The organism is Pseudomonas sp. ABa2 (assembly GCF_056676075.1).
On the sequence record NZ_CM155239.1, the window covers coordinates 2,190,111 to 2,216,723 of the forward strand.

General features: G+C 65.4%; 27 protein-coding genes, 4 tRNA genes and 1 pseudogene. 21 read left to right on the top strand and 11 right to left on the bottom strand.

What is annotated here, in order from left to right:
* Window positions 1-57 precede the first annotated feature (57 nt).
* From lolA to cysG, 5 genes are all read left to right on the top strand, one after another.
* The gene (lolA, locus tag AC1G9C_RS10720; RefSeq protein ID WP_021442562.1) at window positions 58-684 is read left to right on the top strand and encodes an outer membrane lipoprotein periplasmic chaperone LolA; all 627 of its coding nucleotides are present in this window, start codon (window positions 58-60) and stop codon (window positions 682-684) included.
* Window positions 685-687: 3 nt separating this feature from the next.
* Window positions 688-2,010 carry a replication-associated recombination protein A gene (locus AC1G9C_RS10725; RefSeq protein WP_021442561.1) on the top strand — a complete coding sequence of 441 codons (1,323 nt, stop codon included), beginning with the start codon at window positions 688-690 and terminating at the stop codon, window positions 2,008-2,010.
* On the top strand, window positions 2,010-2,390 hold the full coding sequence (gene crcB, locus AC1G9C_RS10730) for a fluoride efflux transporter CrcB (RefSeq protein WP_031302765.1): 381 nt from the start codon (window positions 2,010-2,012) through the stop codon (window positions 2,388-2,390). The genes AC1G9C_RS10725 and crcB overlap by 1 nt, the downstream gene beginning before the upstream one ends.
* 78 nt (window positions 2,391-2,468) lie before the next feature.
* The gene (gene serS / locus AC1G9C_RS10735; RefSeq protein WP_480410149.1) at window positions 2,469-3,749 is read left to right on the top strand and encodes a serine--tRNA ligase; all 1,281 of its coding nucleotides are present in this window, start codon (window positions 2,469-2,471) and stop codon (window positions 3,747-3,749) included.
* A gap of 131 nt (window positions 3,750-3,880) precedes the next feature.
* Window positions 3,881-5,269, top strand: coding sequence for a siroheme synthase CysG (cysG, locus tag AC1G9C_RS10740; RefSeq protein ID WP_021442558.1), 1,389 nt, complete (start codon window positions 3,881-3,883; stop codon window positions 5,267-5,269).
* 143 nt (window positions 5,270-5,412) lie between these two features.
* On the opposite strand, the gene AC1G9C_RS10745 is transcribed toward cysG, so the two are convergent.
* From AC1G9C_RS10745 to AC1G9C_RS10775, 7 genes are all read right to left on the bottom strand, one after another.
* Complete coding sequence (locus tag AC1G9C_RS10745) at window positions 5,413-6,411, bottom strand: glutathione S-transferase family protein (protein ID WP_397497117.1); 999 nt, start codon at window positions 6,409-6,411, stop codon at window positions 5,413-5,415.
* Window positions 6,412-6,496: 85 nt separating this feature from the next.
* A complete protein-coding gene (locus AC1G9C_RS10750; protein ID WP_480410150.1) occupies window positions 6,497-7,480 on the bottom strand; it encodes a glycosyl transferase family protein in 984 nt (327 codons plus the stop codon).
* Window positions 7,477-7,812, bottom strand: a complete 336-nt coding sequence (locus AC1G9C_RS10755) for a TusE/DsrC/DsvC family sulfur relay protein (RefSeq protein WP_021442555.1) — start codon at window positions 7,810-7,812, stop codon at window positions 7,477-7,479. The genes AC1G9C_RS10750 and AC1G9C_RS10755 overlap by 4 nt, the downstream gene beginning before the upstream one ends.
* On the bottom strand, window positions 7,809-8,108 hold the full coding sequence (gene tusB, locus AC1G9C_RS10760; RefSeq protein WP_122107824.1) for a sulfurtransferase complex subunit TusB: 300 nt from the start codon (window positions 8,106-8,108) through the stop codon (window positions 7,809-7,811). Before tusB ends, AC1G9C_RS10755 begins: the two co-directional genes overlap by 4 nt.
* Entirely contained in the window at window positions 8,108-8,467 is a 360-nt protein-coding gene (gene tusC, locus AC1G9C_RS10765) for a sulfurtransferase complex subunit TusC (protein ID WP_397484780.1), read from the bottom strand. Before tusC ends, tusB begins: the two co-directional genes overlap by 1 nt.
* Entirely contained in the window at window positions 8,467-8,859 is a 393-nt protein-coding gene (tusD, locus tag AC1G9C_RS10770) for a sulfurtransferase complex subunit TusD (RefSeq protein WP_021442552.1), read from the bottom strand. The genes tusC and tusD overlap by 1 nt, the downstream gene beginning before the upstream one ends.
* A 155-nt stretch (window positions 8,860-9,014) precedes the next feature.
* Complete coding sequence (locus tag AC1G9C_RS10775; RefSeq protein ID WP_021442551.1) at window positions 9,015-9,683, bottom strand: Bax inhibitor-1/YccA family protein; 669 nt, start codon at window positions 9,681-9,683, stop codon at window positions 9,015-9,017.
* 130 nt (window positions 9,684-9,813) lie between these two features.
* On the opposite strand from AC1G9C_RS10775, the gene AC1G9C_RS10780 reads away from it, so the two are divergent.
* The 8 genes from AC1G9C_RS10780 (at window position 9,814) to AC1G9C_RS10815 (ending at window position 15,154) form a co-directional block, all read left to right on the top strand.
* Window positions 9,814-9,901 (top strand) — tRNA-Ser (locus tag AC1G9C_RS10780).
* A gap of 160 nt (window positions 9,902-10,061) precedes the next feature.
* On the top strand, window positions 10,062-10,706 hold the full coding sequence (gene gacA, locus AC1G9C_RS10785; RefSeq protein ID WP_480410151.1) for a response regulator transcription factor GacA: 645 nt from the start codon (window positions 10,062-10,064) through the stop codon (window positions 10,704-10,706).
* A gap of 2 nt (window positions 10,707-10,708) precedes the next feature.
* Window positions 10,709-12,532, top strand: coding sequence for an excinuclease ABC subunit UvrC (gene uvrC / locus AC1G9C_RS10790; protein WP_480410152.1), 1,824 nt, complete (start codon window positions 10,709-10,711; stop codon window positions 12,530-12,532).
* Window positions 12,533-12,565: 33 nt separating this feature from the next.
* Complete coding sequence (gene pgsA / locus AC1G9C_RS10795; RefSeq protein ID WP_480410153.1) at window positions 12,566-13,126, top strand: CDP-diacylglycerol--glycerol-3-phosphate 3-phosphatidyltransferase; 561 nt, start codon at window positions 12,566-12,568, stop codon at window positions 13,124-13,126.
* 67 nt (window positions 13,127-13,193) lie between these two features.
* Window positions 13,194-13,269: transfer RNA gene (locus AC1G9C_RS10800), tRNA-Gly, on the top strand.
* 38 nt (window positions 13,270-13,307) lie between these two features.
* A tRNA-Cys gene (locus tag AC1G9C_RS10805) sits at window positions 13,308-13,381 on the top strand.
* A gap of 121 nt (window positions 13,382-13,502) precedes the next feature.
* Window positions 13,503-13,589, top strand: a tRNA-Leu gene (locus tag AC1G9C_RS10810).
* Between the two features lie 245 nt (window positions 13,590-13,834).
* Window positions 13,835-15,154 carry a hypothetical protein gene (locus AC1G9C_RS10815; protein ID WP_480410154.1) on the top strand — a complete coding sequence of 440 codons (1,320 nt, stop codon included), beginning with the start codon at window positions 13,835-13,837 and terminating at the stop codon, window positions 15,152-15,154.
* A gap of 113 nt (window positions 15,155-15,267) precedes the next feature.
* Here AC1G9C_RS10815 and AC1G9C_RS10820 read toward each other — a convergent pair.
* Window positions 15,268-15,454 (bottom strand): annotated as a pseudogene (locus tag AC1G9C_RS10820) (organoarsenical effux MFS transporter ArsJ); the annotation flags it as partial.
* Between the two features lie 335 nt (window positions 15,455-15,789).
* Between AC1G9C_RS10820 and AC1G9C_RS10825 the strand changes: the two are divergent.
* From AC1G9C_RS10825 to polX, 8 genes are all read left to right on the top strand, one after another.
* The gene (locus AC1G9C_RS10825) at window positions 15,790-16,467 is read left to right on the top strand and encodes a thermostable hemolysin (RefSeq protein WP_480410155.1); all 678 of its coding nucleotides are present in this window, start codon (window positions 15,790-15,792) and stop codon (window positions 16,465-16,467) included.
* Complete coding sequence (locus AC1G9C_RS10830) at window positions 16,457-17,920, top strand: AMP-binding protein (RefSeq protein ID WP_480410156.1); 1,464 nt, start codon at window positions 16,457-16,459, stop codon at window positions 17,918-17,920. The genes AC1G9C_RS10825 and AC1G9C_RS10830 overlap by 11 nt, the downstream gene beginning before the upstream one ends.
* A 9-nt stretch (window positions 17,921-17,929) precedes the next feature.
* The gene (locus tag AC1G9C_RS10835) at window positions 17,930-18,610 is read left to right on the top strand and encodes an iron-containing redox enzyme family protein (RefSeq protein ID WP_480410157.1); all 681 of its coding nucleotides are present in this window, start codon (window positions 17,930-17,932) and stop codon (window positions 18,608-18,610) included.
* Window positions 18,597-19,394: an SDR family oxidoreductase gene (locus AC1G9C_RS10840; RefSeq protein WP_480410158.1), complete on the top strand. Its 798-nt coding sequence runs from the start codon at window positions 18,597-18,599 to the stop codon at window positions 19,392-19,394. Before AC1G9C_RS10835 ends, AC1G9C_RS10840 begins: the two co-directional genes overlap by 14 nt.
* Complete coding sequence (locus AC1G9C_RS10845) at window positions 19,391-20,035, top strand: tetratricopeptide repeat protein (protein ID WP_480410159.1); 645 nt, start codon at window positions 19,391-19,393, stop codon at window positions 20,033-20,035. Before AC1G9C_RS10840 ends, AC1G9C_RS10845 begins: the two co-directional genes overlap by 4 nt.
* 9 nt (window positions 20,036-20,044) lie before the next feature.
* On the top strand, window positions 20,045-20,707 hold the full coding sequence (locus AC1G9C_RS10850) for a response regulator (protein WP_480410160.1): 663 nt from the start codon (window positions 20,045-20,047) through the stop codon (window positions 20,705-20,707).
* Window positions 20,704-22,071, top strand: coding sequence for an ATP-binding protein (locus AC1G9C_RS10855; RefSeq protein ID WP_480410161.1), 1,368 nt, complete (start codon window positions 20,704-20,706; stop codon window positions 22,069-22,071). Before AC1G9C_RS10850 ends, AC1G9C_RS10855 begins: the two co-directional genes overlap by 4 nt.
* 342 nt (window positions 22,072-22,413) lie before the next feature.
* Complete coding sequence (polX, locus tag AC1G9C_RS10860) at window positions 22,414-24,171, top strand: DNA polymerase/3'-5' exonuclease PolX (protein WP_480410162.1); 1,758 nt, start codon at window positions 22,414-22,416, stop codon at window positions 24,169-24,171.
* Between the two features lie 14 nt (window positions 24,172-24,185).
* Here the strand turns inward: polX and AC1G9C_RS10865 are convergent, their stop codons facing one another.
* From AC1G9C_RS10865 to AC1G9C_RS10875, 3 genes are read right to left on the bottom strand one after another with little or no spacing between them, the layout of a single operon-like run.
* The gene (locus tag AC1G9C_RS10865; protein WP_480410163.1) at window positions 24,186-25,013 is read right to left on the bottom strand and encodes a CHAD domain-containing protein; all 828 of its coding nucleotides are present in this window, start codon (window positions 25,011-25,013) and stop codon (window positions 24,186-24,188) included.
* A gap of 4 nt (window positions 25,014-25,017) precedes the next feature.
* Window positions 25,018-25,620, bottom strand: a complete 603-nt coding sequence (locus AC1G9C_RS10870; protein WP_021444737.1) for a phosphoribosyltransferase family protein — start codon at window positions 25,618-25,620, stop codon at window positions 25,018-25,020.
* Window positions 25,617-26,591: a ribose-phosphate diphosphokinase gene (locus AC1G9C_RS10875; protein WP_480410164.1), complete on the bottom strand. Its 975-nt coding sequence runs from the start codon at window positions 26,589-26,591 to the stop codon at window positions 25,617-25,619. Before AC1G9C_RS10875 ends, AC1G9C_RS10870 begins: the two co-directional genes overlap by 4 nt.
* Between the last annotated feature and the right edge of the window lie 22 nt (window positions 26,592-26,613).

Sequence of the window (26,613 nt, forward strand, 5' to 3'; positions counted from 1 at the left end):
CAGCGGCGGCCGAGCAATGCGGGGCGTGGACGTCCCGCCATCCTTCAAGGGGTTTATATGCGTGTTATCCGCCTGCTGATGCTGGCCGCTCTGAGTTTCACCCTGCTGACCGCCCAGGCCGACGAAGAGGCGGCCACCCAGCGCCTGACCGAACTGCTCAACCAGGCGCAGACCATCAGTGCCCGTTTCTCCCAGCTCACCCTCGACGCCAGCGGCACCCAGCTGCAGGAAACCGCCGGGCAGCTGGTGCTCAAGCGTCCAGGGCTGTTCCGCTGGCACACCGACGAGCCGATGGAGCAGTTGCTGGTGTCCAACGGCCAGAAGGTCTGGCTGTACGACCCGGACCTGGAGCAGGTGACCATCCAGACTCTCGACCAGCGCCTGACCCATACCCCGGCGCTGCTGCTGTCCGGCGACGTGTCGCAGATCCGCGAGAACTTCGAGATCAGCTATAAGGAAGGCGGCAGTGTGGTCGACTTCATCCTCAAGCCCAAGGCCAAGGACAGCCTGTTCGACAGCCTGCGCCTGTCGTTCCGCAACCGCGTGCTCAACGACATGCAGCTGATCGACAGCATCGGCCAGCGCACCAATATCCTGTTCCTCAACGTGAAGATGAACGAGCCGGTCGAAGATCACCTGTTCAGCTTCGACATTCCGCAAGGGGCGGACGTCATTCAGGAGTAAGGCGTGGACCTGTTCGGTCGGCAACCCGTCGCACAACCCCTGGCCGCGCGCCTGCGCGCGACCAGTCTGGACGAGTACGTCGGCCAGGAACACGTGCTCGGCCCGGGCAAGCCGCTGCGCGAGGCGCTGGAGCAGGGCGCCCTGCACTCGATGATCTTCTGGGGCCCGCCGGGAGTGGGCAAGACCACCCTGGCACGGTTGCTGGCCAAGGTCACCGATGCGCACTTCGAGACCATTTCTGCGGTGCTCTCCGGGGTCAAGGAGATCCGCCAGGCGGTGGAGGTGGCCCAGCAGCACGCCGCCCAGTACGGCCGGCGCACCATCCTCTTCGTCGACGAAGTGCACCGCTTCAACAAGAGCCAGCAGGACGCCTTCCTGCCCTATGTGGAAGACGGCACGCTGATCTTTATCGGCGCCACCACGGAAAACCCCTCCTTCGAGCTGAACAACGCGCTGCTGTCGCGCGCCCGCGTCTACGTGCTCAAGAGCCTCGATGAGGCGGCGATGCGCAAGCTGGTGGGTCGTGCGCTGAGCGAGCCGAAGGGCCTGGCCGGGCGTAACCTGAGCCTGCCGGAGGAGAGCTTCCAGATTCTCCTGGCCGCCGCCGACGGCGACGGCCGGCGCCTGCTCAACTTCCTCGAGAACGCCGCCGACCTGGCCGAGGATGGCGGCGAGATCGGCGTGGAGCTGCTGCAGAACCTGCTGGGCGACAGCCGCAGGCGCTTCGACAAGGGCGGCGAGGCCTTCTACGACCAGATTTCCGCCCTGCACAAGTCGGTGCGCGGCTCCAGTCCCGACGGCGCGCTGTACTGGTACGCGCGCATGCTCGATGGCGGCTGCGACCCGCTGTATATCGCCCGGCGGGTGGTGCGCATGGCCAGCGAGGACATCGGCAATGCCGACCCGCGGGCCCTGACCCTGTGCCTCAACGCCTGGGACGTGCAGGAGCGTCTGGGCAGTCCCGAGGGCGAGTTGGCGGTGGCCCAGGCCATCGTCTATCTGGCCTGCGCGCCGAAGAGCAACGCGGTGTACACGGCATTCAAGGCGGCCATGCGCGACGCCGCCGAACAGGGCTCGCAGGAAGTGCCGCTGCACCTGCGCAATGCGCCGACCAAGCTGATGAAACAGCTCGGCTACGGCGACGAGTATCGCTATGCCCATGACGAGCCGGATGCCTATGCCGCCGGCGAGGATTATTTCCCCGAGGCGCTGCAACCGCGCCAGTACTACGACCCGGTACCGCGTGGCCTGGAGCTGAAGATTCGCGACAAGCTCAAGCACCTGCGCAATCTGGACGCCAGCAGTCCGAGGCGGCGGCGAAAATGATGGTTCGCGTGGCGCTTGCCGTGGCCCTGGGTGGCGCGGCCGGTTCGGTTATGCGCTTTCTGGTCGCGAGCTGGGTCGCCGGTCACTGGCCGCGGCATTTCTACCTGGCTACCTTCGCGGTGAACCTCCTCGGTTGTCTGCTGATCGGCCTGTTGTCCGGCCTGTTTCTCACCCGCAGCGATCTGCCGCTGGAGCTGCGCACCGGGCTGATTACCGGAGTGCTGGGCGGCTTCACCACCTTTTCCTCCTTCAGTCTGGAGATGTTGAAGCTGATGGAGGGCGGTCGCGCCGTCGAAGCCTTCGGCTACCTGGCGTTCAGCATCATCGGCGGTCTGCTGGCGGCCTGGGCCGGGTTGAGCCTGGCCCGATTGGCATCCTGACCCGCTAAGGCTTTACACTCCACAACCCGCGCCACACTGCTGGCCACCACCATTTCGCCGTTGTCTTGAGACCCGAACATGCTCGATTCCAAACTTGTCCGCACGCAACTCACCGAAATCGCCGAGCGCCTCGCCACGCGAGGCTTCGTCCTCGACGTCGCCCGCTTCGAGGCCCTGGAGAGTCAGCGCAAGGCGGTGCAGGTGCGCACCGAGCAACTGCAGGCCGAGCGTAACAGCCGTTCCAAGGCCATCGGCCAGGCCAAGGCGCGCGGCGAGGACATCGCGCCGCTGCTTGCCGAAGTAGACCAGCTGGGCAGTGACCTGGAAGCGGGCAAGCGTGAACTCGATGCCATCCAGAACGAGCTGGACAACCTGCTGCTGAACATTCCCAACCTGCCGCACGAGTCGGTGCCGGTCGGCGAAGACGAGGACGGCAACGTCGAAGTATCGCGCTGGGGCACCCCGCGCAGCTTCGATTTCGCAGTCAAGGATCATGTCGCCCTCGGCGAGCAGCACGGCTGGCTGGATTTCGAGACCGCCGCCAAGCTCTCCGGCGCCCGTTTCGCCCTGCTGCGCGGCCCCATCGCCCGTCTGCACCGCGCCCTGGCGCAGTTCATGATCAACCTGCATACCGACGAGCACGGCTACGAGGAGGCCTACACCCCGTACCTGGTGCAGGCCCCGGCCCTGCAGGGCACCGGCCAGCTGCCGAAGTTCGAGGAAGACCTGTTCAAGATCGCCCGCGAAGGCGAGGCGGACTTCTACCTGATCCCCACCGCCGAGGTGTCGCTGACCAATATCGTCGCCGGCGAGATCCTCGACGCCAAGCAGCTGCCGCTGAAGTTCGTCGCCCACACCCCCTGCTTCCGCAGCGAGGCGGGCGCCTCCGGTCGCGATACCCGCGGCATGATCCGCCAGCACCAGTTCGACAAGGTGGAGATGGTGCAGATCGTCGAGCCGAGCAAGTCCTTCGAGGCGCTGGAAGGCATGACCGCCAACGCCGAACGCGTGCTGCAACTGCTCGAGCTGCCATACCGCAAGCTGGCCCTGTGCACCGGCGACATGGGGTTCTCCGCGGTGAAGACCTACGACCTGGAAGTCTGGGTGCCGAGCCAGGACAAATACCGCGAGATTTCCTCCTGCTCCAACTGCGGCGACTTCCAGGCCCGCCGCATGCAGGCGCGCTACCGCAACCCGGAAACCGGCAAGCCGGAGCTGGTACACACCCTCAACGGCTCCGGGCTGGCGGTGGGGCGTACCCTGGTGGCCGTGCTGGAGAACTACCAGCAGGCCGACGGCAGCATCCGCGTGCCCGAGGTGCTCAAGCCCTATATGGGCGGCATCGAAGTGATCGGCTGAGCCGGTGCAGAATAGGGGTGGCGCGGCCACCCCGTTTTTTAGGCGGAATGCCGGACGATGATCGTCGCGCGTAGGGTGCGCATGGCGCCCCCTACTAAGCTCGCCTTACTACCTCTTACGAGGCTGATCTGATGCAATTCCTTCCGCTGTTCCACAAGTTGCAGGATCGCCCGGTGCTGGTGATCGGCGGTGGCGAAGTCGCCCTGCGCAAGGCGCGCCTGCTGAGCGACGCCGGCGCCCGTCTGCGCGTCGTTGCGCCGGAGATCCGCAGCGAGCTGCAGGAATTGGCAGGACCGGCCGGTATCTTCCTGCGTGGCTACCAGGCCAGCGACCTGCAGGGCGTGGCCCTGGTGATCGCCGCCACCGACGACGAGCCGCTCAACGCGCAGATTTCCGTGCAGGCCCAGGCACTGGGGATTCCGGTCAACGTGGTGGACGCGCCGGCACTGTGCAGCGTGATCTTCCCGGCCATCGTCGACCGCTCGCCGCTGATCGTCGCGGTCAGCAGCGGCGGCGACGCGCCGGTGCTGGCGCGGCTGATCCGCGCCAAGATCGAGACCTGGATTCCGGCCACCTATGGCCAGCTGGCCAACCTGGGCAAGCGCTTTCGCGAGCGGGTCAAGCAGCTGTTCCCCGATGTGCAGCAGCGCCGTGTGTTCTGGGAGGACGTCTTCCAGGGCCAGGTGGCCGAAAGCGTGTTCGCCGGCAAGCCGGAGGAGGGCGAGCGTCTGCTTGAAGCGCGTCTGGCTGGCGCCGCACCGCGGGCGCTGGGCGAGGTGTACCTGGTCGGCGCCGGTCCGGGCGATCCCGACCTGTTGACCTTCCGCGCCCTGCGCCTGATGCAGCAGGCCGATGTGGTGCTCTACGACCGCCTGGTGGCGCCGGCCATCATCGAGCTGTGCCGCCGCGACGCCGAGCGCATCTACGTCGGCAAGCGCCGCGCCGACCACGCCGTGCCGCAGGAGCAGATCAACCAGCTACTCATCGACCTGGCCCGCCAGGGCAAGCGGGTGCTGCGCCTGAAGGGCGGCGATCCCTTCATCTTCGGCCGCGGCGGCGAGGAGATCGAGCAGCTGGCCGCCGAGGGCATTCCCTTCCAGGTGGTGCCGGGTATCACCGCCGCCTCCGGCTGCGCGGCCTATGCCGGCATCCCGCTGACCCATCGCGACCATGCGCAGTCGGTGCGCTTCGTCACCGGCCACCTCAAGGACGGCAGCAGCGACCTGGCCTGGCAGGATCTGGTGGCGCCCAACCAGACCCTGGTGTTCTACATGGGGCTGGTGGGGCTGGCCGGCATCTGCGAGCAACTGATCGCCCATGGCCGTGCGCCCACCACCCCGGCGGCGCTGATCCAGCAGGGCACCACGCAGAACCAGCGGGTGTTCACCGGTACCCTGGCGAGCCTGCCGCAGTTGGTGGCCGAGCATGAGGTGCATGCGCCGACCCTGGTGATAGTCGGCGAGGTGGTGCAGTTGCGTGACAAGCTGGCCTGGTTCGAAGGGGCGCAGAGCGACGTCTGAGCGGAGTGCGTTTGTGCTCAGCACCCAGGGTGGATGAGGTCTTCTGCATCCACCGTTACTCCTGTCAGAGTGGATCGATAAAGCGCGATCCACCCTGCCGGATGGTGGCTTCTCCTGGGGGGCAGCCGCGAATCAGCCTATTCCTAGCGCTGGAACACGCCCTTGCCCGGCAAGCGTTGGCGATTATGGGGGTGATTGAAGTCCAGCTTCGGCCCCTTCGGAATCACCCCGGTCGGGTTGATGCTGGCGTGGCTGGCGTAGTAGTGCGACTTGATATGGGTGAAGTCCACCGTCTCGGCGATCCCTGGCCACTGGTAGAGTTCGCGCAGCCAGTTGGACAGGTTCGGATAGTCCTCGAGGCGCCGCAGGTTGCACTTGAAATGCCCGTGGTAGACGGCATCGAAGCGGATCAGCGTGGTGAACAGGCGGATATCGGCTTCGGTCAGGTACACACCGGCCAGGTAGCGTTGCTCGGCCAGTAGCGCCTCCAACTCGTCGAGGGCGGCGAACAGCTCGTCGAAAGCCTCCTCGTAGGCCTCCTGAGTGGTGGCGAAGCCGGCACGGTAGACACCGTTGTTCACCGCCGGGTAGATGCGCTCGTTGAGCTGGTCGATGCGCTCGCGCAGCGCTTCGGGATAGAAATCCAGGCGATTGCCGGTCAGCTCATCGAAGGCCGAGTTGAACATGCGGATAATCTCCGCCGATTCGTTGCTGACGATGCCGCCGGTGTGCCTGTCCCACAGCGCCGGCACCGTGACCCGGCCGCTGTAGTGCGGGTCGTCGGCGGTGTAGCGCTGGTGCAGGTAGCGCAGGTCATCGAGGCGGTCGCCGCTGGAGCCGAAGGCGCGGTCGAAGGTCCAGCCATGCTCGCGCATCAGCCAGCCGACCACCGAAACCTCGATCAGTGGCTCCAGCCCCTTGAGCTTGCGCAGGATCAGCGTGCGGTGGGCCCAGGGGCAGGCCAGCGACACGTAGAGGTGGTAGCGTCCGGCCTCGGCCTTGAAGCCGCCGTCGCCGCTCGGCCCGGCACTGCCGTCGGCGGTGATCCAGTGGCGGCGCTGGGCGTTCTCGCGCTGGAAGCGACCGCTGTCCCCGGTGTCGTACCACTGGTCGTGCCAGCGTCCATCGATCAACAAGCCCATCGCGCCTTCCTCCGTTTCGAATGAATCTGGAGTCTAGCGCCAGAGGCTCGATGGAAAGGTGGAAAAAGCCGGTTGAACCCTTCGATCAGTTCGATTGGAGGCGGCGGCTCCAGCGCCGCTCGGCTTCGGCGAACGCCTGCTCGCGCGGCAGCCCCAGGCCGCGCAGGGCCAGGGCCATGGTGGCGATCACCGCCAGACGGGCGTAAGCGTCTTCGCGCTCGCCGCGCCAGAAGGCGAGCAGCTGTTCGGGCTGCAGGCTTTCCGGTTTGACGTGGCGCTGCGCCGACAGCGCCGGCCATTCCTCGTCCCAGGCCTGGCCGTCCTGCGTGCCATAGAGGTGGCAGACGGCATCGGGATTGACCTCGATCTCGCCGCCTTCGCCCTTGATCACTATGGCGTGATCGCCGAGCAGCTGGCTGGCCTCGCGGTGCACCGCCTGGTAGCCGGGATGGAAGATGCTCTGCAGGCCGCAGCGTGCGCCGAACGGATTGAGCACACGTGCCAGGGAATGAATCGGCGAGCGCAGGCCGAGGGTGTTGCGCAGGTCGATCATGCGCTGCAGCGCTGGCATCCAGTCGCCCAGGTGGCTGTAGGCGAGGCGGTGCTGTTGCAGGGCGGCGTCCACCGCCGACCAGTCGCGGCACAGGGGAATCCCCAATGGCTGCAGCAACTGCTCGCAGTACAGGCGGCCGGCGGTATGCGCGCCACCGCCATGCAGGAAGATGCGCACGCCGCTGGCGGCCAGCGCCTTGGCCGCCAGCAGGTACCAGGGCAGATGCCGCTTCTTGCCGGCGTAGCTCGGCCAGTCCAGATCGACATCGATGGCAGGCGTTGCCAGGCGCGCACGCACCGCCTCGGTGAAGCCGGCCAGTTCCTCGGCGCTTTCCTCCTTGTGCCGCAGCAGCATGAGGAAGGCGCCCAACTGAGTGTCCTCGGCCTTGCCGTCGAGCAGCAGCCCCATGGCCTCGCGGGCTTCCTCGCGGGTCAGGCTGCGCGCGCCGCGCTTGCCCTTGCCGAGGATGCGCACGAACTGGGCGAAGGGGTGTTCGGCGGGGGTGATCAGGTTCATAGGCAATTGGTCGGTTTCGGCAGGCCGGCGAGCTTGGCCGCCAGTTTGGCTGGGGTGCCCTTGAACAGGCGGTTGAGGTGCAGGCTGTTGCCCTTGTCCGGACCCAGCTTGAGGGCCACGTACTTGATCAGCGGGCGGTTGGCCGGCGACAGCTGGAATTCGGCGTAGAAGGCGCGCAGCAACTGGAGAATCTCCCAGTGCTCGGCGCTCAGTGGCAGGTCTTCGGCCGCGGCCAGGGCCTCGGCGACCGGCTCTGACCAGTCCTGCAGGTCGACCAGGTAGCCGTCCTTGTCCAGGGCGATTTCACGGCCGTCGAGGTTCAGGACGTTCATAACCAGCTGTTGACCTTGGCGTAACGGCTGCACAGTTCGACAAAACCGGGGTAGTCCACCGCCTGCACCCGCTCGGGCGCCGTCAGGCCGCGGGCGGCGAGGTCTTCGTCCAGCGCATAGAGGGCGATGCCGCTCGGCAGCAGTTGCAGCGCCTGCAGGTTGGCGGTGTTTGGCTGCAGCGCGTAGAGCGCATCGCCGGTGAGCAGCAGGGCATCGTTCGCGCCGAGCAGGCGCAGGCAGCTGACCAGGCGGCTGTCGGCGAAGGGCGAGTGAGAGAGGATATGCAGGGTGGCCATCAGAGGGTGATCACCTGGTCGTAGCGGTCGAGTAGGCTGGTCAGTGCGCCGTCGTCCAGGCGCTGCACCGCGAGTTGCAATTGGGCATCGTCGAGGCCGCGTTCGCTCAGGCTGCGGGCGCTGGCATATAGCGCCTCCACGCCGAACAGCGGCAGGGCCTGCAGGTTGGCACCGAGATCCTTCTGTTGCACGGCCCCGGGCTGTTGGCCGGCGGCCAGCTGGAACACGCCATCGTCGAGAAACAGCAGGCCGATGGGCAGGTCGAAGGCGCCGCCGGCCAGGGCGATGTCCAGTGCCTCGCGGGCCCCGGGGCCGCTCCAGGGCGCCTGGCGACTGATGATCAGCAGCGACTTGCTCATTACTGGCCTCCGAAGCAGATCAGGCGGTCGGCCTGCTGCGCCGCCTCATGCAACTGGCCGAGGCCGGACAGCTCCCAGGGCGCCTGCAGGTTGGCCGCCGGCCGTGCGTAACGCTGCGCCTCATCGGCATCGAGCACGCCGCGGCGCAGGGCGGCGGCGATGCACACCACGGCGTCCAGCCCGTGCTCGCTGACGAACTCGCGCCATTCCCGCGGCAGGTCGAGCTCGTCCTGCGGGCTGACCACGTTGCTGGCCGCGCTGTGCACGCCGTCCTGGTAGAAGAACAGGCGCACGATCTCGTGGCCGCCGGCCAGCGCGGCCTGGGCGAAACGCAGGGCACGGCGGGAGGCGGGCAGATGGGGCGCAGCGAACAGGGCGATGGCGAATTTCATGGAGCGTCCCGCGAGGCAAACTGACGGCAATGATAAGGCCAGGGGCGTATGGCAGACAAAGAGTCCTTGACGGTGCCTTGGTGGGCGCGGGCTTTGCGCCAACAAGCGCGCAAAGAAAAGCCCGCCGAGGCGGGCTTGAAGGGGGACGAAAAGGATCAGTCGTCGCCGCCCATGATGCCGAAGATCTGCAGCAGGCTGACGAACAGGTTGTAGATCGACACGTACAGGCTGATGGTGGCCATGATGTAGTTGCGCTCGCCGCCATGGATGATGGCGCTGGTCTGATAGAGGATGCAGACCGAGGAGAACAGCACGAAGCCGGCGCTGATGGCCAGTTGCAGGCCGCTGATCTGGAAGAAGAAGCTGGCCAGCACGGCGGCGAGCAGGACGAAGAAGCCGGCGGTGATGAAGCCGCTGAGGAAGCTCATGTCCTTGCGGGTGGTCAGCACATAGGCGGACAGGCCGCAGAATACCAGCGCGGTCATGGAGAAGGCCGAGCTGATCACCTCGGCGCCGTTGGCCATGCCCAGGTAGCGGTTGAGGATCGGTCCGAGGGTGTAGCCCATGAAGCCGGTCAGCGCCAGGGTGGAAACCAGGCCCCAGACCGAGTCGCGCAGCTTGTAGGTGAGGAAGAACAGGCCGTAGAAGCCGATCAGCACCACGAAGAAGTTCGGGTAGGGCAGGTTGGCGCGCTGGCTGAGGAAGGCGACCAGGCCGCTGAAGGCCAGGGTGATGGCCAGCAAGCCGTAGGTATTGCGCAGGACGCGGCTGACTTCCAGCTGCTCGGCCTGCGAGTGATTGAGTACGTAGTCTTGCTCTTGCATGGCGACGCTCCTGTGGCACAAGGGTTCCGATATTCGAATGCCCCGGATCATAGCAGAGCCGTGTGCGGTGCCAAGGCGCAGAGTTTGACAGTGTGTTGCGTTCCGGTAAGATTGCCGCCCGCACTGCAGCGGAGGTGTGGCCGAGTGGTTTAAGGCAACGGTCTTGAAAACCGTCGATGGGCAACTATCCGTGAGTTCGAATCTCACCGCCTCCGCCAATCTCTTTTGCTATGACGCAATTTCTGACCTTTATCTGACGCTTGCTTTTTGACTGTCGTGCGCCAAGCTAGGTCAGGCTTTGGCTTTTTGCTAAGGTGATCGACAAGCTCAACTTCACCGCCGTGTGCGGTGGCCGACAAGGTGCAACGAGGTGGCCGATTGATTAGGGTGCTGGTGGTCGACGACCACGATCTGGTTCGCACAGGCATCACTCGCATGCTCGCCGATATCGACGGCCTGCAAGTCGTTGGCGAAGCCAGCACCGGGGAGGAATCCCTGCTCAAGGTGCGCGAGCTCAAGCCGGACGTAGTGCTGATGGATGTCAAGATGCCCGGCATCGGCGGCCTGGAAGCCACGCGCAAGCTGATGCGCAGCCACCCCGAGATCAAGGTCGTCGCCGTCACCGTGTGCGAGGAAGATCCGTTCCCCACGCGCCTGCTGCAGGCCGGTGCCGCCGGTTACCTGACCAAGGGCGCGGCGCTGGAGGAGATGGTCCAGGCCATTCGCCTAGTGTTCGCCGGCCAGCGCTATATAGACCCGCAGATCGCCCAGCAACTGGCACTGAAGTCCTTCCAGCCGCAGAGCAGCGGCTCACCGTTTGACCTGCTGTCCGAGCGCGAGATCCAGATCGCGCTGATGATCGCCAACTGCCACAAGGTACAGAACATCTCGGACAAGCTGTGTCTGTCGCCGAAGACGGTCAACACCTACCGCTACCGCATCTTCGAGAAGCTCTCCATCACCAGCGACGTCGAGTTGGCGCTGCTCGCGGTGCGCCACGGCATGGTCGACGCCGTCAGCTGAAGATGTCTGCGCCCTTCGATTCGAGTGCCTTCCTGGCGACCTGCAGCGGTCGCCCCGGCGTCTATCGCATGTTCGACGGCGAGGCCAGGCTGCTTTATGTCGGCAAGGCGAAGAACCTGAAGAAGCGCCTGGCCAGCTATTTCCGCAAGACCGGCCAGGCGCCCAAGACCGCCGCGCTGGTGGCGCGTATCGCGCAGATCGAAACCACCATCACCGCCAACGAGACCGAGGCGTTGCTGCTCGAGCAAACGCTGATCAAGGAATGGCGGCCGCCGTACAACATCCTGCTGCGCGACGACAAATCCTACCCCTACGTGTTCCTCTCCGACGGAGACTTCCCGCGCCTGGGCATCCACCGTGGCGCCAAGAAGGCCAAGGGACGCTACTTCGGCCCCTATCCCAGCGCGCTGGCGATCCGTGAGAGCCTCAGCCTGCTGCAGAAGACCTTCTTCGTCCGTCAGTGCGAGGACAGCTACTACAAGAACCGCACGCGACCTTGCCTGCAGTACCAGATTAAGCGCTGCAAGGCGCCTTGCGTCGGCCTGGTCACGCCCGAGGAATACGCCGAGGACGTGCGCCACTCGGTGATGTTTCTCGAAGGGCGCAGCAATGCCTTGAGCGACGAGCTCTCCGCCAGCATGGAAAAGGCCGCCATGGCCCTGGAGTTCGAGCGCGCCGCCGAGTTGCGCGACCAGATCGCCCTGCTGCGCCGAGTGCAGGACCAGCAGAGCATGGAGGGCGGCAGCGGCGATGTCGACGTGATCGCGGTGATGCTCAATCCCGGCGGCGCTTGCGTGCATCTGATCAGCGTGCGCGGTGGCCGTGTGCTGGGCAGCAAGAACTTCTTCCCCCAGGTGGCGATCGAGGAGGAGGGCGGCGAGGTGCTGATGGCCTTCCTCGCCCAGTACTACCTGGGCAATGTCGAGCGCGACCTGCCCAGCGAGCTGATAGTCAACGTGCCGCACGAGGACTTCGCCACCCTGATCGAGGCGGTGGAATCCTTGCGCGGACGCAGCCTGAGCATCAGCCATCGCGTGCGCGGCACCCGCGCGCGCTGGCAGCAGCTGGCGGTGACCAATGCCGAACAGGCGCTGACCGCACGCCTGGCCAATCGTCAGCATCTGGTCGAGCGTTTCGAGGCGCTGGCCGCGGTGCTGCAGATGGACGAGCCGCCGCAGCGCATGGAGTGCTTCGACATCAGCCATTCCAGCGGCGAGGCGACGGTGGCGTCCTGCGTGGTGTTCGGCCCGGAAGGCCCGCTCAAATCGGATTACCGCCGCTTCAATATCGAGGGCGTCACCGCCGGCGACGACTACGCGGCGATGCATCAGGCGCTGACCCGGCGCTTCAGCAAGGTCAAGGACGGCGAAGGCAAGGTGCCGGACGTGCTGCTGGTCGACGGCGGTAAGGGCCAGCTGGCCATGGCCCGCGAGGTGCTGCAGGAGTTGGCGGTGCCCGACCTGATCCTGCTCGGCGTAGCCAAGGGCAGCACGCGCAAGCCGGGGTTGGAGGTGCTCTATCTGAACGATGCCGAGCACGAATTCACTCTGCCGGGCAACTCGCCGGCGCTGCACCTGATCCAGCAGATTCGCGACGAGTCGCACCGTTTCGCCATCACCGGTCACCGCGCCCGGCGTGGCAAGGCACGGCGCACTTCGAGCCTGGAAGAGGTGGCCGGGGTCGGCCCGAAGCGCCGGCGCGAACTGCTCAACCACTTCGGCGGCCTGCAGGAACTGTCCCGTGCCAGCGCCGAGGAAATCGCCAAGGCACCGGGAATCAGCAAAAAGCTCGCCGAGTTGATTTATGCCACCTTGCACAGCGAGTAGAATGCCCGCTCACCTCGCAGCCCAGTTGTGCCGATGAATATCCCCAACTTGCTTACCGTGCTCCGGGTTCTGCTGATCCCGGTCTTCATCCTGCTGTTCTACCTGCCGTTTTCCTGGAGCTACTGGGCCGCCAGCGCCGTCTTCGCCATCGCCGCCGTGACCGATTGGCTGGACGGCTATCTGGCGCGGCGCTGGGAACAGGGTACGCCGTTCGGCGCGTTCCTCGACCCGGTGGCGGACAAACTGATGGTGGCGGTGGCGCTGGTGCTGCTCACCGCCGAGCATTCCAACCTGTGGCTGACCCTGGCGGCGGCGATCATCATCGGACGCGAGATCGTGGTCTCCGCGTTGCGCGAATGGATGGCCGAACTGGGTGCGCGCGCGCATGTGGCGGTGTCCAATCTGGGTAAATGGAAAACTGCGGCGCAGATGGTGGCGCTGGTGATCCTGCTGGCCAATCCGCCGCAATTCACCTTCTGGGTATTGCTCGGTTATGCCCTGCTGATCATCGCCGCAGTGCTGACCCTGTGGTCGATGTTGCACTACCTGCTGGCCGCCTGGCCGCACCTGCGCACCACCTCGGAAAAGAAATAAGTATTTTTGAATCAAAGGGTTGACGCGGCGATTCGATTCTATAGAATGGCGCCCGTCACCAAGACAAGCGGGAATAGCTCAGTTGGTAGAGCACGACCTTGCCAAGGTCGGGGTCGCGAGTTCGAGTCTCGTTTCCCGCTCCAGTTTTACACGAGTCGCCACGGCGGCTCGTTTGATTTAAGGCTGAGTTGCAGAGTGGTTATGCACCGGATTGCAAATCCGTGAACGCCGGTTCGATTCCGACCTCAGCCTCCAATTCAAAAAAGCCTCGTAGATCCATGATTTACGAGGCTTTTTTATTACCCCAAGGCAATCCCCATGCCTTGCGGCTGCTGTAGGCGCTGTATATAGTCCAGCCCTTCAGCGCAGCGCTACCGCCCGAATGGCGAAATCGGTAGACGCAGGGGACTTAAAATCCCTCGCCAGCAATGGCATGCCGGTTCGAGTCCGGCTTCGGGCACCACTTCAACTCAAGTGCTTACGGATTTTCTGGGTCGCGCCAGTTTGTCTGCAATTCTATTTTTTCCGCAATTATCTTGTTGGCGATACCTCTTTGCCTCGGCGCTCTCTGATCTAGTGTTTTGTCATGACCATCGTCGCGCGCACTGCTTGCAGCACGGCGGAGGAGATTCGCGCCTACCTGGCGTCCGGCGCGATCCGTTGATCCCGATAGGGCTGGCCATGGGCCGGCATGGGTGGAGTCGAACGATGGACGAGAACCTTTCCATGGAGCCGCTGGCGCATCTGGTTTCTCTGGCCGGGCTGAGTGTCGAGACGCTGAACAGCCGCTGTTTCTGCATCAGCCTCGATGACGAGGCGCTGCGCGTCGCTTTGCAGTGCAGCCTGGGCCGGCCCGAGCTATATCGCCTGGTGCGCGAGCGCTGCCCTTATCTGTTCGCCGCCCAGCCGGTGTTCGTCGCTCCTGCCCAGCTGCAGCGCATGGCCGAAGTGATCGCCGCGGTCGAATCGGTGGTGGCGCTGCCGACTTACCGCGAGCGGGTACTGGCGCGAGCGCCGGTCATCGCCCGGCACGATCCCGGTGCCCGGGGCGTGTTCTTCGGCTACGACTTCCATGTCACCGAGGCAGGCTTCGGCTTGATCGAGATCAACAGCAATGCCGGTGGCGCCATGCTCAACGCGCTGTTGGCGCGGGCACAGAAGGTTTGCTGCCCGGCCCTTGAGCGCCTGTTGCCGCCGGTGCGCCAGGCCGAGGCACTGGAGCAGGCGATAATTGCCATGTTCCACGAGGAATGGGCCAGAACCGGGCAGTCGCGCCCGCTGCTCAGCATTGCCATCGTCGATCAGGCGCCCGAGCAGCAGTACCTCTACCCGGAGTTCCTGCTGTTCCAGCAACTGTTCCAGCGTCACGGGCTGCAGGCGGTGATTGCCGATCCGGGCGAGCTGCAGCTGCGCGACGGGCGGCTGTGGCACGGCGAGTTGGCCATCGACCTGGTCTACAACCGGCTAACCGACTTCGCCCTGCAGGCGCCGGCCCTTGGCGTCTTGCGCCAGGCCTACTTGGACGGTGCTGTGCTGCTTACCCCGCATCCGCGCGCTCATGCCCTATACGCTGACAAGCACAACCTGACTCTGCTCGGCGACGCCCGTCAGCTGGAACAGCTCGGCGTGCCGCCGGCCACCCGCGACTTGCTGCAGGCGGCGATTCCGACCACCGAAGCGGTGGGGGCGGGCAACGCCGAGCGCCTGTGGCGCGCGCGCAAGCAACTGTTCTTCAAGCCCAGCGCCGGTTACGGCAGTCGCGCTGCTTACCGTGGCGACAAGCTGACGCAGCGGGTCTGGCAGGAGATTCTGGCCGGCGACTATGTGGCTCAGGCTCTGGTTCTGCCGGGGCAGCGCGCTTTGTCGGACGCAGCTCCGGCGCTCAAGTACGACTTGCGCGCCTACGTCTACAAGGGCCAGGTGCAGTGGGTAGCGGCACGCCTGTACCAGGGCCAGACCACCAACTTCCGTACCCCCGGCGGCGGCTTCGCGCCGGTATACCCGGGCGCCGCCGAAGCCTGCGCCTGATCGCGTCGGCCGGTGCCGCGATAGCCCCGTGAAAATCAGTGCGGCGGCCCGTACGAAGGCCCTCGCTAGCCGCAGTCTGGCCGCCAGGCATTGGGTCTGAAACACCCCGCCGGGAGCTGGAGCATGGTGCCACCAAGGAAGAAATCAACGCCCTTGAGCGCGTTCTTGGCGCCGGTCAGAGGCGTCACCCGGCACAGAGGGAAGACCGCTGCTCGCCGGGCACTGGCAGCTTGATCGAGTTCTTGGATCTTTGGCGATGCCTGGCAGCACCTGCGCACCCATCACCCAAGGCTCCGTCAGCCTCGGCAGCTCCAGGTTCTGGATTTGGCCAGACAGATTCCTGCTGGCCTAAAGGCCATAATCGGCGCGCTTGCGATTGGATAGGGCGGAGCTTTCAAAATTTGCAAACCCTTTGCTTGGCATGAAGCTCTCGCGCTGGATGACAGTGGCGTTGTGCGTGCAGGCTGCATGCAGCCTGATCAAGGTGGGGCTCATACAGCGTTGACCTTTCACGGCATTTCTAGAAGCAGACGAAGTTCCGTAGGGCTCGGACAACGCAGGTGCTGGCAAGCTTCAGGATTCATTAAGACTTGCTGACGATACTCCCCCCTCAATGCAAACCCGAGGGGAGTTCCATGGGGCATTTCGATTGGAATAGCTATTTTCCACTACGGCTTGGTAGCGACCCAGAACCTAGTGCCACCTTGTGGTTGGCGCAGGTCGGAGACCTTCAGCGTCTGGTCCTCGAGCGCTTCGTACACCAACGCTTTGACGAAGTGCATGGCGCCCGGATCAGCAGCTTTATGCCAGATCTGTTCGGTCTCTACGATTCCCGACAGCAGTTGAATGCCGCCTGCGGCGCACGCCTGGCCGTCGAGCAACCGCTGTTCCTCGAACAGTACCTGGATGCGCCGGTCGAGCAGACCATCGCCCGCCTGGCGGAGCGCCCGGTGGCCCGCGAGGACATAGTCGAAGTGGGCAACCTGGCGTCGATCAGCGCCGGCAGCGCGCGCATGATCATCGTCATCATGACCTGCCTGCTGGCCCGGCGCGGCCTGCAGTGGGTGGTGTTCACCGGCGCCGCGTCGCTGATCAACAGCTTCCATCGCCTCGGTCTGGAGCCGCTGCGCCTGTGCTCGGCCGATCCGGCCGTGCTCGGCGAGCAGCGTCACGACTGGGGCCAGTACTACGAGCAGCGCCCGCAGGTATTCGCCGGCAGCATCCAGCTCGGCTATCGCCAGCTGTACGAGCGCGGTATCCCGCAGCGCCTGGGACTGCACTCGGCCTGTGCGGAGGCGCCCCATGCAGCCTGATCCTCTGTTCGCCGCGCTGGCGCACCACGCCACGCAGTGCCCCTCAGCCCTGGCGCTGAGCGACAGCCAGCGCCAGGTCGATTACGCCCAGCTGTGGCTGGAGGTGGAAGCCCGCGCGGAGCAGTTGCGCGCCCTGCAGGTGCCGCTGCTGGCGCTGGCTCTGGACAATGGCTGCGAGGCGCTGATCTGGGACCTGGCGGCGCTGCGCGCCGGCGTGGCCTGCCTGAGCCTGCCGCCGTTCTTCAGCCCGGCGCAGCGCGCCCACTGCCTGGAGCAGAGCGGCGCCACCCTGGCGCTGGCCGAAGGGCCGTTCGCCGAGGAACTGGCGCAGCTGGGCTTCGTCGGCGCCGGCGAGTTCTGGCGGCGTGAAAGCGCGCCGGACGGCCTGCTGTTGCCTGCCGGTACGGCGAAGATCACCTACACCTCCGGCACCACCGGCGCGCCCAAGGGCGTGTGCCTGAGTGGCGAGGCCATGCTGCGGGTCGCCGCCGAGCTGGAGCTGGCCAGCCGCGAGTGCGCGCCGCAGCGCTACATGGCGGTGCTGCCGCTGGCCGTGCTGCTGGAAAACCTCGGCCTGTACGCCGCGCTGATCACCGGCGCTAGCCTGCATCTGCCGACCCAGCAGGAGCTGGGCATGAGCGTCGCCGGCTCCGTCGAGTGGCCGAAGCTGTTCGGGCAGATGCTCCAGCGTGGCTGCCAGAGCCTGATCCTGGTGCCGCAGCTTCTGTTCGGCCTGGTAGTGGCGGTGGAGCGCGGCTTCGTCCCGGCAGCCGGCTTGCGCTTTATCGCCGTCGGTGGCGCGCGGGTCTCGCCGGAGCTGCTGGAGCGGGCGCAGCGCGTCGGCCTGCCGGTGTTCGAGGGCTACGGCCTGTCGGAGTGCGCCAGCGTGGTCTGCCTCAATCGTCCCGGCGCCCAGCGCCCCGGCACTGTCGGGCGGCCGCTGCCGCATGTGCAGGTGCGCCTGACCGAAGATGGCGAAGTGCTGGTCGCCGGTTCAACCCTGCTCGGCTACCTGGGGGACACGCCCTTCGCGGGGCAGTGGTGGCCCACCGGCGATATCGGTGAGTTCGATGCCGACGGCTACCTGAGCCTGCGCGGCCGCAAGAAGCACCAGTTCGTCACCAGCTTCGGCCGCAACGTCAATCCCGAGTGGGTCGAGGCCGAGCTGACCCAGGGCGGTGTGCTGATGCAGGCCTTCGTCTATGGCGAGAGCCTGCCGAGCAACATCGCGCTGCTCTGGCCGTTGGATCCGAACTGCGCCGATGCGGCCATCGAGGCCGCCGTACAGAAGGCCAATGCCGGCCTACCGGATTACGCCCGAGTCGGGCGCTGGGTGCGCCTGGACACGCCTTTCAGCCCCGCCAACGGTTTGCTCACGGCCAATGGCCGACCTAAACGCGACGCCATCCTGGCGCGCTACCGCGAACACCTTTCCGAACCCGTCAACGCCTGAGGTATCCCCATGAATTTCTTCGATCAACTGCAGGACGCCACCCGCGAGGAACGCGAAGCCCTTTATGCCGTGCCGGTGATCCGCGAGGCGCTGGCTGGCCAGGTCGGCCTGGAAGGCTATGTCGCCTTCCTGACCCAGGCCTATTACCACGTGCGCCACACCGTGCCGCTGATGATGGCCTGCGGTGCACGCCTGCCGTCCTCGCTGGAGTGGCTGCGCAAGGCGGTGTGCGAATACATCGACGAGGAGTACGGCCACGAGCAGTGGATCCTCAACGACATCGCCGCCTGCGGTGGCGACGCCGAGGCGGTGCGCCTGGGGCAGCCGAGCCAGGCCATCGAGCTGATGGTCAGCTACCTGTACGACAGCATCGCCCGTGGCAATCCGGTCGGCCTGTTCGGCATGGTCAACGTGCTGGAGGGCACCAGCATCGCCCTGGCCACCCAGGCGGCCGGCATCATCCAGCAGCGCCTGGCCCTGCCGCCACAGGCGTTCAGCTACCTGACCTCGCACGGCGCCCTGGACATCGGCCACATGCAGCATTTCCGCGAGCTGATGAACCGCCTGGAACGCGACGAGGACAAGGCGGCCGTCATCCATGTCAGCAAGCTGGTCTATCGCCTCTACGCCGACATGTTCCGTGGCCTGCCGCGCACGGTGCAGAGCGAGGTGCAGCATGCGTTTGCTTGAGTGCCGTGCGGTGCTCACCGGGGCCAGCGGCGGTATCGGCCTGGCCCTGGCCGAGCGGCTCTGCGCCGGCGGCGCGCAACTGATCGCGGTGACCCGCCAGGAGGGGGCGCTGGGTGAGCTGCGCGGGCGTTACCCGAAGCAGGTGCGGGTGGTGGCAGCCGATCTGACTAGCGCCGGTGGTCGCCAGGCGGTGGTGGATGCCGCGCGGGCAGTCGGCGGGGTCAACCTGCTGATCAATGCCGCCGGGGTCAACCGCTTCGCCCTGCTGGAGCAGCTGGACGACCAGGCCGTGGCCGAGCTGCTGGGCATCAACCTGCTCGCCACCATCCAGCTGACCCGCGCCATGCTGCCGCTGCTGCGTCAGCAACGGCAGGCGCTGCTGGTCAACGTCGGCTCCATCTACGGCTCCATCGGCTACCCCGGCTATGCCACCTATTGCGCCAGCAAGTTCGCCCTGCGCGGTTTCTCCGAGGCGTTGCGCCGGGAGATGGCCGACACCGGCGTTGGCGTGCTCTACGTGGCGCCGCGTGCCACCCGCACCGCGATGAACAGTGCGCAGGCGGTGGCCCTGAACAGCGCCCTCAAGGTGGCCATGGACCCGCCCGAAAGCGTCGCCGACGCAGTACTGCGCGCCATCGAGCTGGATCGCAGCGAGCTCTACCTGGGGTGGCCGGAAAAGTTCTTCGTCCGCCTCAACGGCCTGCTGCCGGGCCTGGTGGACAAGGCGCTGCGCAAGCAGCTGCCGCTGATTCGTCAATTCACTCACAAGGAGATGCGCCCATGAAACGCCTGCTGATCCTGATGCTCGCGGCCGCTCTGAGCCTGCCCGCCTGGGCCCTCGACGCGGCCGGCCAGGCCCGTCTGCACGCGGTGCAGACGCGCTGGGCAGAGATCCAGTACCAGTTACCCGAGGCCCAGCGCGAGGCCGCGCTGGAGAAACTCGCGGTCGACAGCGCCGCCTTCACCCGCGAACAGCCGCAGGCGGCCGAGGCCTGGGTCTGGCATGGCATCGTCACCAGCAGCTGGGCTGGTGCCCAGGGCGGGCTGGGCGCGCTGGGCAAGGCCAAGGACGCCAAGCGCTACCTGGAGAAGGCCATCGCCCTCGACCCCAACGCCCTGCAGGGGTCGGCCTACACCAGCCTGGGCACCCTCTACGACCGCGTGCCGGGATGGCCCATCGGCTTCGGCGACGAGGACAAGGCCGACGAACTGCTGCGCCAGTCGCTCAAGGTCAACCCCGCCGGCATCGACAGTCTTTACTTCTGGGGGGATCACCTGCTGCGCCAGGGCCAGTATGCTGAGGCCAAGGCCGCGCTGGAGAAGGCTAGGCAGGCCGCACCGCGGCCGGGACGCGAGCTGGCCGACAGCGGCCGCCGGGGCGAGATCGAGCAGTTGCTGCGGGAAGTGAACGGCAAGCTCAGATGAGGAGGCGGGATGCGTTTATTGCTGGTCGAGGACGACAAGGCGCTGGGCGAGGGATTGCGCCTCGGGCTGCGTCAGGAAGGCTACACGGTGGACTGGCTGCAGGACGGCGCCAGTGCCCTGCACGCCTTGCTCAGCGAGGACTTCGACTTGCTGGTGCTGGACCTCGGCCTGCCGCGCATGGGCGGCCTGCAGGTGCTGCGCGAGCTGCGCCGCAGCGGCTCGGCGCTGCCGGTGCTGATCCTCACCGCGCGCGATGCCACCGAGGACCGCATCGCCGGGCTGGATGCCGGCGCCGACGACTACCTGGTCAAACCCTTCGATCTCGATGAGCTCAAGGCCCGTCTGCGTGCGCTGCTACGGCGCAGCGCCGGGCGCGCCGAGCTGCGCATCGAACACGCCGGGGTCAGTCTCGACCCGGCCAGCCAGCAGGTCAGCTACCTGGGCAAGCCGGTGCCGATGACGCCCAAGGAGTACCTGCTGCTGCACGAACTGCTGTCGCAGCCAGGTAAGGTGCTGACCCGCGAGCGCTTGGCCCAGCTGCTCTACGGCTGGGACGAGGAAGCCGAGAGCAACACCCTGGAGGTGCACATCCACCACCTGCGCAAGAAGCTGTTCAGCGGCCTGATCCGCACGGTGCGCGGCGTCGGCTACCTGGTCGAGGACGCGCCATGATTTCCATGCGCCGCCGCACCCTGGCGCTGGTACTCGGGCTGATGCTGCTGGGCACCCTGGCGACGACGCTGTTCAACTACTTCGACAGCACTCACGAGGTCGAGGAAATCTACGATGCCCAGCTGGCGCACAGCGCCCGGCTGCTGCAGGGGCTGATGCGCACGCCGGTGCGCCAGGAGGAGCGCGCCGGCCTGTACCGCGCCTTCAACGAGGCCCTGGCCCAGGCGGTGCCGGGCAAGCCGGGTCACCCTTACGAGAGCAAACTGGCCTTCCAGGTCTGGGACGCCGCCGGCAACCTGCTGGTGCACAGCGCCGGAGCGCCGTCCCTGTCCGGCCCGCCCCTGGCCGAGGGCTTCGCCATGCTCGTCCAGGGCGAGCACGAGTGGCGTGGTTTCCTGCTGCGTGACGCCGAGCACGGGCTGCTGATCTGGACCGGCGAGCGCGACGACGTGCGCCGCGAGCTGGTGACCAGCATAGTGCGCCATACCCTGTTTCCGACCCTGCTCGGCAGCCTGCTGCTCGCCGCGCTGCTGTGGTGGGCCATCGGCTGGGGGCTGGCGCCGCTGCGCAACATGGCCGCGGTGATTCGTGCCCGGCATGCCGACTCGCTGGAACCCCTGCAGCTCGAACCGCTGCCCAGCGAATTGGCGCCCATGCAGGCCGCGCTGAACCGCCTGCTGGGGCAGATCGAACAACTGCTGGAACGCGAACGGCGTTTCATCGCCGATGCCGCCCACGAGCTGCGTACGCCGCTGGCGGTGCTGCGCGTGCATGCGCAGAACGCCCTCCAGGCCAGCGCCGAGAGCGAACGCCGACAGTCGCTGGACTACCTGCTCGGCGGCATCGACCGCGCCACCCGAGTGGTCAACCAGCTGCTCACCCTGGCGCGCGTGGAGCCGCTGCTGGAACCAGGCGATCTGCCCCAGGTAGACGTGCTGGCTCTGGTGCGCGAGACCCTGGCCGAGCTGACTCCCTGGGTATTCAGGCAGGGGCTGGAACTGTCGCTGGAAGCCGAGCCGGGTGACTATCGCATGGCCGCCGATGCGGGAGGCCTGGGCATCGCCCTGCAGAACCTGGTGAGCAACGCAGTCAACCATTCGCCGCCTGGCGGCAAGCTGCGAGTGCTGTTGCAGGCCAGGGGTGACCGTCTGCTGCTGCAGGTGGAGGATCAGGGCCCGGGCATTGCCGCCGAAGATCTCGAGCGGGTATTCGAGCGTTTCTATGGCCGCAGTAATGGAGAGGGCGCAGGCCTGGGACTGGCCATAGTGCAGAGCATCGCCCGCCGGCATGCGGCCAGCGTGCACCTGAGCAACCTCGAGGGCGGCGGCCTGCGGGCTAGCCTGGAGCTACCACGCCGCGTCTGACTCGCTCGCGCATTTGTTCATGGTGCCGCTTTGACGGATGTGGCTCATGGCCTTTACTAGCGCCTTCATGAATACCATTCGTCCGCTCATTACTGTCAACGATCCACGGCGTTGAGGTCGGCTGACGTAAATCAAAATGGCCGGTGACTGTCATTGCCATCGTTTAAAGGCCGTCACGCCACTTTGGTTATGGGGGATCAGTCATGCGCCTTGGCAAATGCTGCAGTCGCGACGTCCATAGCACCGTGCCCACCAGATCCACTCTGACTATTGCCTATCCGCCGGGTGGCCGTCGCATGCGCGCAGAACGCGCGCGCAGCCAAGGTTTCTAGGTGCGTGATCATGCCCGCTCATCCACGCATAGACGCCGGGGCGCTGCCGGACAATGAACACATTGCCCATGTGTTTGAAGAAATAGCCGATCTGCTTGAACTCGAAGATGCCAATCCGTTCCGCATTCGTGCCTACCGTAATGCCGCCCGCAGCGTGCGTGGCGCAGAGGCTCAACTCACCGCACAGGTACGGGCTGGCAAGCCGCTGCCGAAGCTGCCGGGGATTGGCGCGGATCTGACAGAAAAAATACGAACGATCAGTCTTACCGGCCGTTGCCCGCTACTCGAGCTCCTCCATGGCGAAGTTCCCGCTGGCCAGATCGAATTGCTGCAGTTGCCTCATATCGGGCCGAGACGGGTTCACCAGTTACACCGGGAGCTGGGGGTCGACTCGCTTGCGGCCTTGCAGGAAGCCTTGCGCAGCGGTCGTCTGGCGCATCTGCACGGCTTCGGGCCGCGCCTGCTAGACCAGCTAGACAAAGCGTTGAGGATCAGGAGCGCCCGCGAGCGCCGACACCTGCAAATCGATGCCAAAGCTCAGGCAGAGGCCCTGTTGAACTTCATCCATGGTTTGGAAGGCGTGGAGCAGGTACGGGTGGCCGGTAGCCTGCGCCGACGTCGAGATACCGTTGGCGATCTGGATTTCGTCGTGTGCACCCAGGGCAATACCCAGCAGCTTATGAATGCGCTGCTGGCTTATCCCCTGGTCGCCGAGGTTATGGCATCCGGCGCGACGCGCAGCAGCCTGCGCTTGGGCAGTGGCATGCAGGTGGATGTCCGGATAGTTGGCCGGGAAAGTTTTGGCTCGGCATTGCTCTACTTGACCGGCAGCAAGGCGCACAGCATCGCACTGCGCCGTCGGGCTCGCACGCTGGGCTGCAAACTCAACGAGTACGGCGTTTTCCGTGGCGCCGAGCAGCTTGCCGGCGAGACCGAGGAGGGCACCTACCAGGCGCTCGGCCTGCCCTGGATCGCTCCTGAGTTGCGCGAGGACAACGGGGAGATCGCGGCCGCCGAGGACAATCTGCTGCCGGTGTTGATCGAGACGGCTGATCTGTGTGGCGACCTGCACTGCCACACGCGTGCCGGCTACGGTCGCAACAGCCTGCGTGAAATGGCTCTGGCTGCGCAGCGCTTGGGTTGGGAATACCTGGCAATCACCGATCATTCGCAACGCTTGAGCATCGGTCATGGTCTGGATGCCGGACGCTTGGCTCGGCAGCTCGATGAGATCGACCGATTAAACGATGAGCTGGATTCGTTGACCCTGCTCAAGGGGTGTGAGGTGGACATCCTCCCCGACGGCAAGTTGGACCTGCATGACAGCATCCTGGCGCGCTTGGACATAGTGGTAGGCGCCGTGAACAGCAACTTCCAGCTGTCTGCCAAACAGCAAACTCGACGTATCCTGCGGGCCATGGATTCAGCCTATTTCACCATCCTGGCGCACCCCAGCGGCCGTCTGCTGCTGGAGCGCGAGGCATGCGTCCTGGATATGCATGCGGTGATCAGGCATGCCCGGCAGCGCGGTTGCTTCCTCGAGCTCAACGCGCAACCGCAGCGCCTGGATCTGGACGAATACCATTGTCGACTCGCCAAGGATGAGGGGGTGTTGCTGAGCATCTCCTCGGATGCTCATCGCTTGGCGGATTTCGCCCTGCTTGATTTTGGCATTGGCCAGGCTCGGCGGGGGTGGTTGGAGCGCGCCGACGTGTTGAATACTCGAAGTCTGACGCAACTGCGTGAGCTGCTGCGGCGTAGCCGTTGATGCGACCCTCAGGCTTAGGCTGAGATAGGCACCGGCAGGAGTGGATCTCTCGACACCTGGTGCTCATGAGCCGATCCGCTTTCGTGCCCCAGGTTGAGGCGCAATCGAAGAATCTCGGCTTCGGCATCTTGCAAGGCGCTGATCGACGCCTTCTGCCAGCCCGCTAACAAGGGCTGGAGATCCCGCTCGGAAGCAGCCTTGAGACACCACTGGGACAGGTCATGCCAGGTTCCGAGTGCTGACAGCACGGCCTTCAACGAACGCACTGCCTGCTGCGAAACCGCGGCTTGCCGCGGATAGGCATCAATCATGTAGCGGGCGTGCTTAGCCAGAATTCGCAGTTTGTGGCGATCGTATTTCGGATCTCCAAGCGCTTGGGCCAATTGTTGAACCTGTCTGTCCAAGCGTTTGCTGATCAGCTTGCCCAAGTTCCTGGCCTTACCTGCCATTCGCTCGGCGCGAAACGACCTCGGCCACTCATCCAGCTCGGCAAAGAGTATCGCCAGTGCCCGACTTTGCAGCACCCGCTCAACCGATGTCCTCAGGGCAGCCCGCCTGGATGCTGCCAGCTCGCGATATCCCTTTTGTTCCAATTCGTTAATCAGTACTTCGAGGTCTCTTACAGGGACGGTCAGGTTTCCCACCGCAGCGGCTGCGCTGTCCAGGCGCCCAACCGAGTCGATCCTGCGCAAAGGCCTCAGCAGGCTTCGCAACCGTCGTAGCTGAATCCTCAGGTCATGCAGGGCTTCGCCGTCGGTGCTGGCCTGCAGGCGGCAGCGGGCGTGGTAAAGCGCGATCTCGGCTTTCAGGACGTGCTCGAGGATTTCATCGAACATGGACATGGCGTTAGTTCCTGCCACTGGTTCGAGGCGGCATGGAATCTTCGGGTGGGAGAGGATGCTGGCCGTGGCGGACAATCTCGATGCGCAAGTCCGCCTCGTAGGGTGGCACATGGCACTCGACGATATCGTCGGGCGCGACTTGCAGCCTGATCCCCACTACGTCTGCCTGGATCGGTTGGGTTCTGACGCAACGGTCCACCAGCACCGCGGTGTGTACCCGGCGTGCCCCCAATTGCGCTAGGTAGGCGCAGGAGCGCAACAGCGAGTGTCCTTCGTAGAGGACATCGTCAACCACCAGCAGGGGCGTAGCGGCGAGGTCCAGCGCCGCCAGTTCAGGGCTTTCGGTGAGCGCCGTGCCTGGGTGCAGAAGGCTGAGGTCGTCTGCATAGCGCTGAACCTTCAGGCTGTAGATTGGCGGCTGCGGCTTGCCGGATTGGCTGCTGTAATGCCGCTGCAGCATAGTCGCCAGGGGCACTCCCCGGCGCAGGATGCCGACCATGGCGAACGGCTGGCCGTGGAAGAACACCGCCAGCTGGCGCGCCATGCATGCCAGAACCTCATCGAGTTCCTGGGCGTCGTATAGGCAGTGCGTGTTGGCGTCGTTCATCGGCCGGCATCCCCGATCGCGTACTGGCTCTCCAGCGCTGCTGCGATTGCGGCGGAAGTGTCCAGCACCTCGACGCGACCGGCCTGTACAAATGACTCCATCCTGGGAGACGGAATGCTGTCGCTGACCACGATCCGCTCGAACAGCTGGCTCTTCAGGAAAGACTCGCTGCCGCTTGTGAGCAGCGCGTGAGTCGCCATCGCCCATACGCACTTGGCACCGCTGTTGTGGCAGGCTTCGGCGGCGCGCATCAGGGTCGACCCGGTACTGATCATATCGTCGATGAGGACGACGTTACGTCCTTCGACACTGCCCACCAGCAGGCTCCCGCTGAGGGCCTCGTCGCTGCGGTATTTTTCCACGCAGGCGCGGGCTACCGAATGTCCCAGTCGCCGCTCTAAAACCTGGCGGAAACGCTCGGCGCGCTTGATTCCGCCAAGGTCTGGAGAAACGACCACCGGTGCCTCGCCCCGGTGGTCGCGGATGAAGTGCTCAGCAAAGAGCAGCGTACTCTCAAGATGCTGGGTGGGAATGCGGAAAGCATTATCGAAGGCTGCCTTGTTGTGCATATCCAGGGTCGTCAGGCTGTCGATGCGGCTCGCCTCCATCAGCATGGCGAGATAGCGCGTGATGACCGGATCCTGTGCGTGAATACGTTGCTCTTTACGTGAGTAGCAAAGGTACGGGGACACCACCTGAAGATGTCGAGCCCCAGCATCCTTGATCGCGGAACAGAGAAACAGCAAGCGACACAGCTTGTCGTGCACGCTTAGCCCGCATTCGGGGTAGAGCCCTGCAAAGACCACGACACGCCTGCCGGCCACAGCCTCCTGCGGGTGGCACTTGTACTCGCCGTCCTCATACTCATGCTCTCCCACTGTGCCGAGAGGCAATCCGAGGTGCCGGGCTACGCGGGTGGCAAAGGAGTGACTTTCATGAAGAGCGAAAAGCAGAGGGGCTGCATTGAACATGATCGCACCTCCTCGAAGCCAG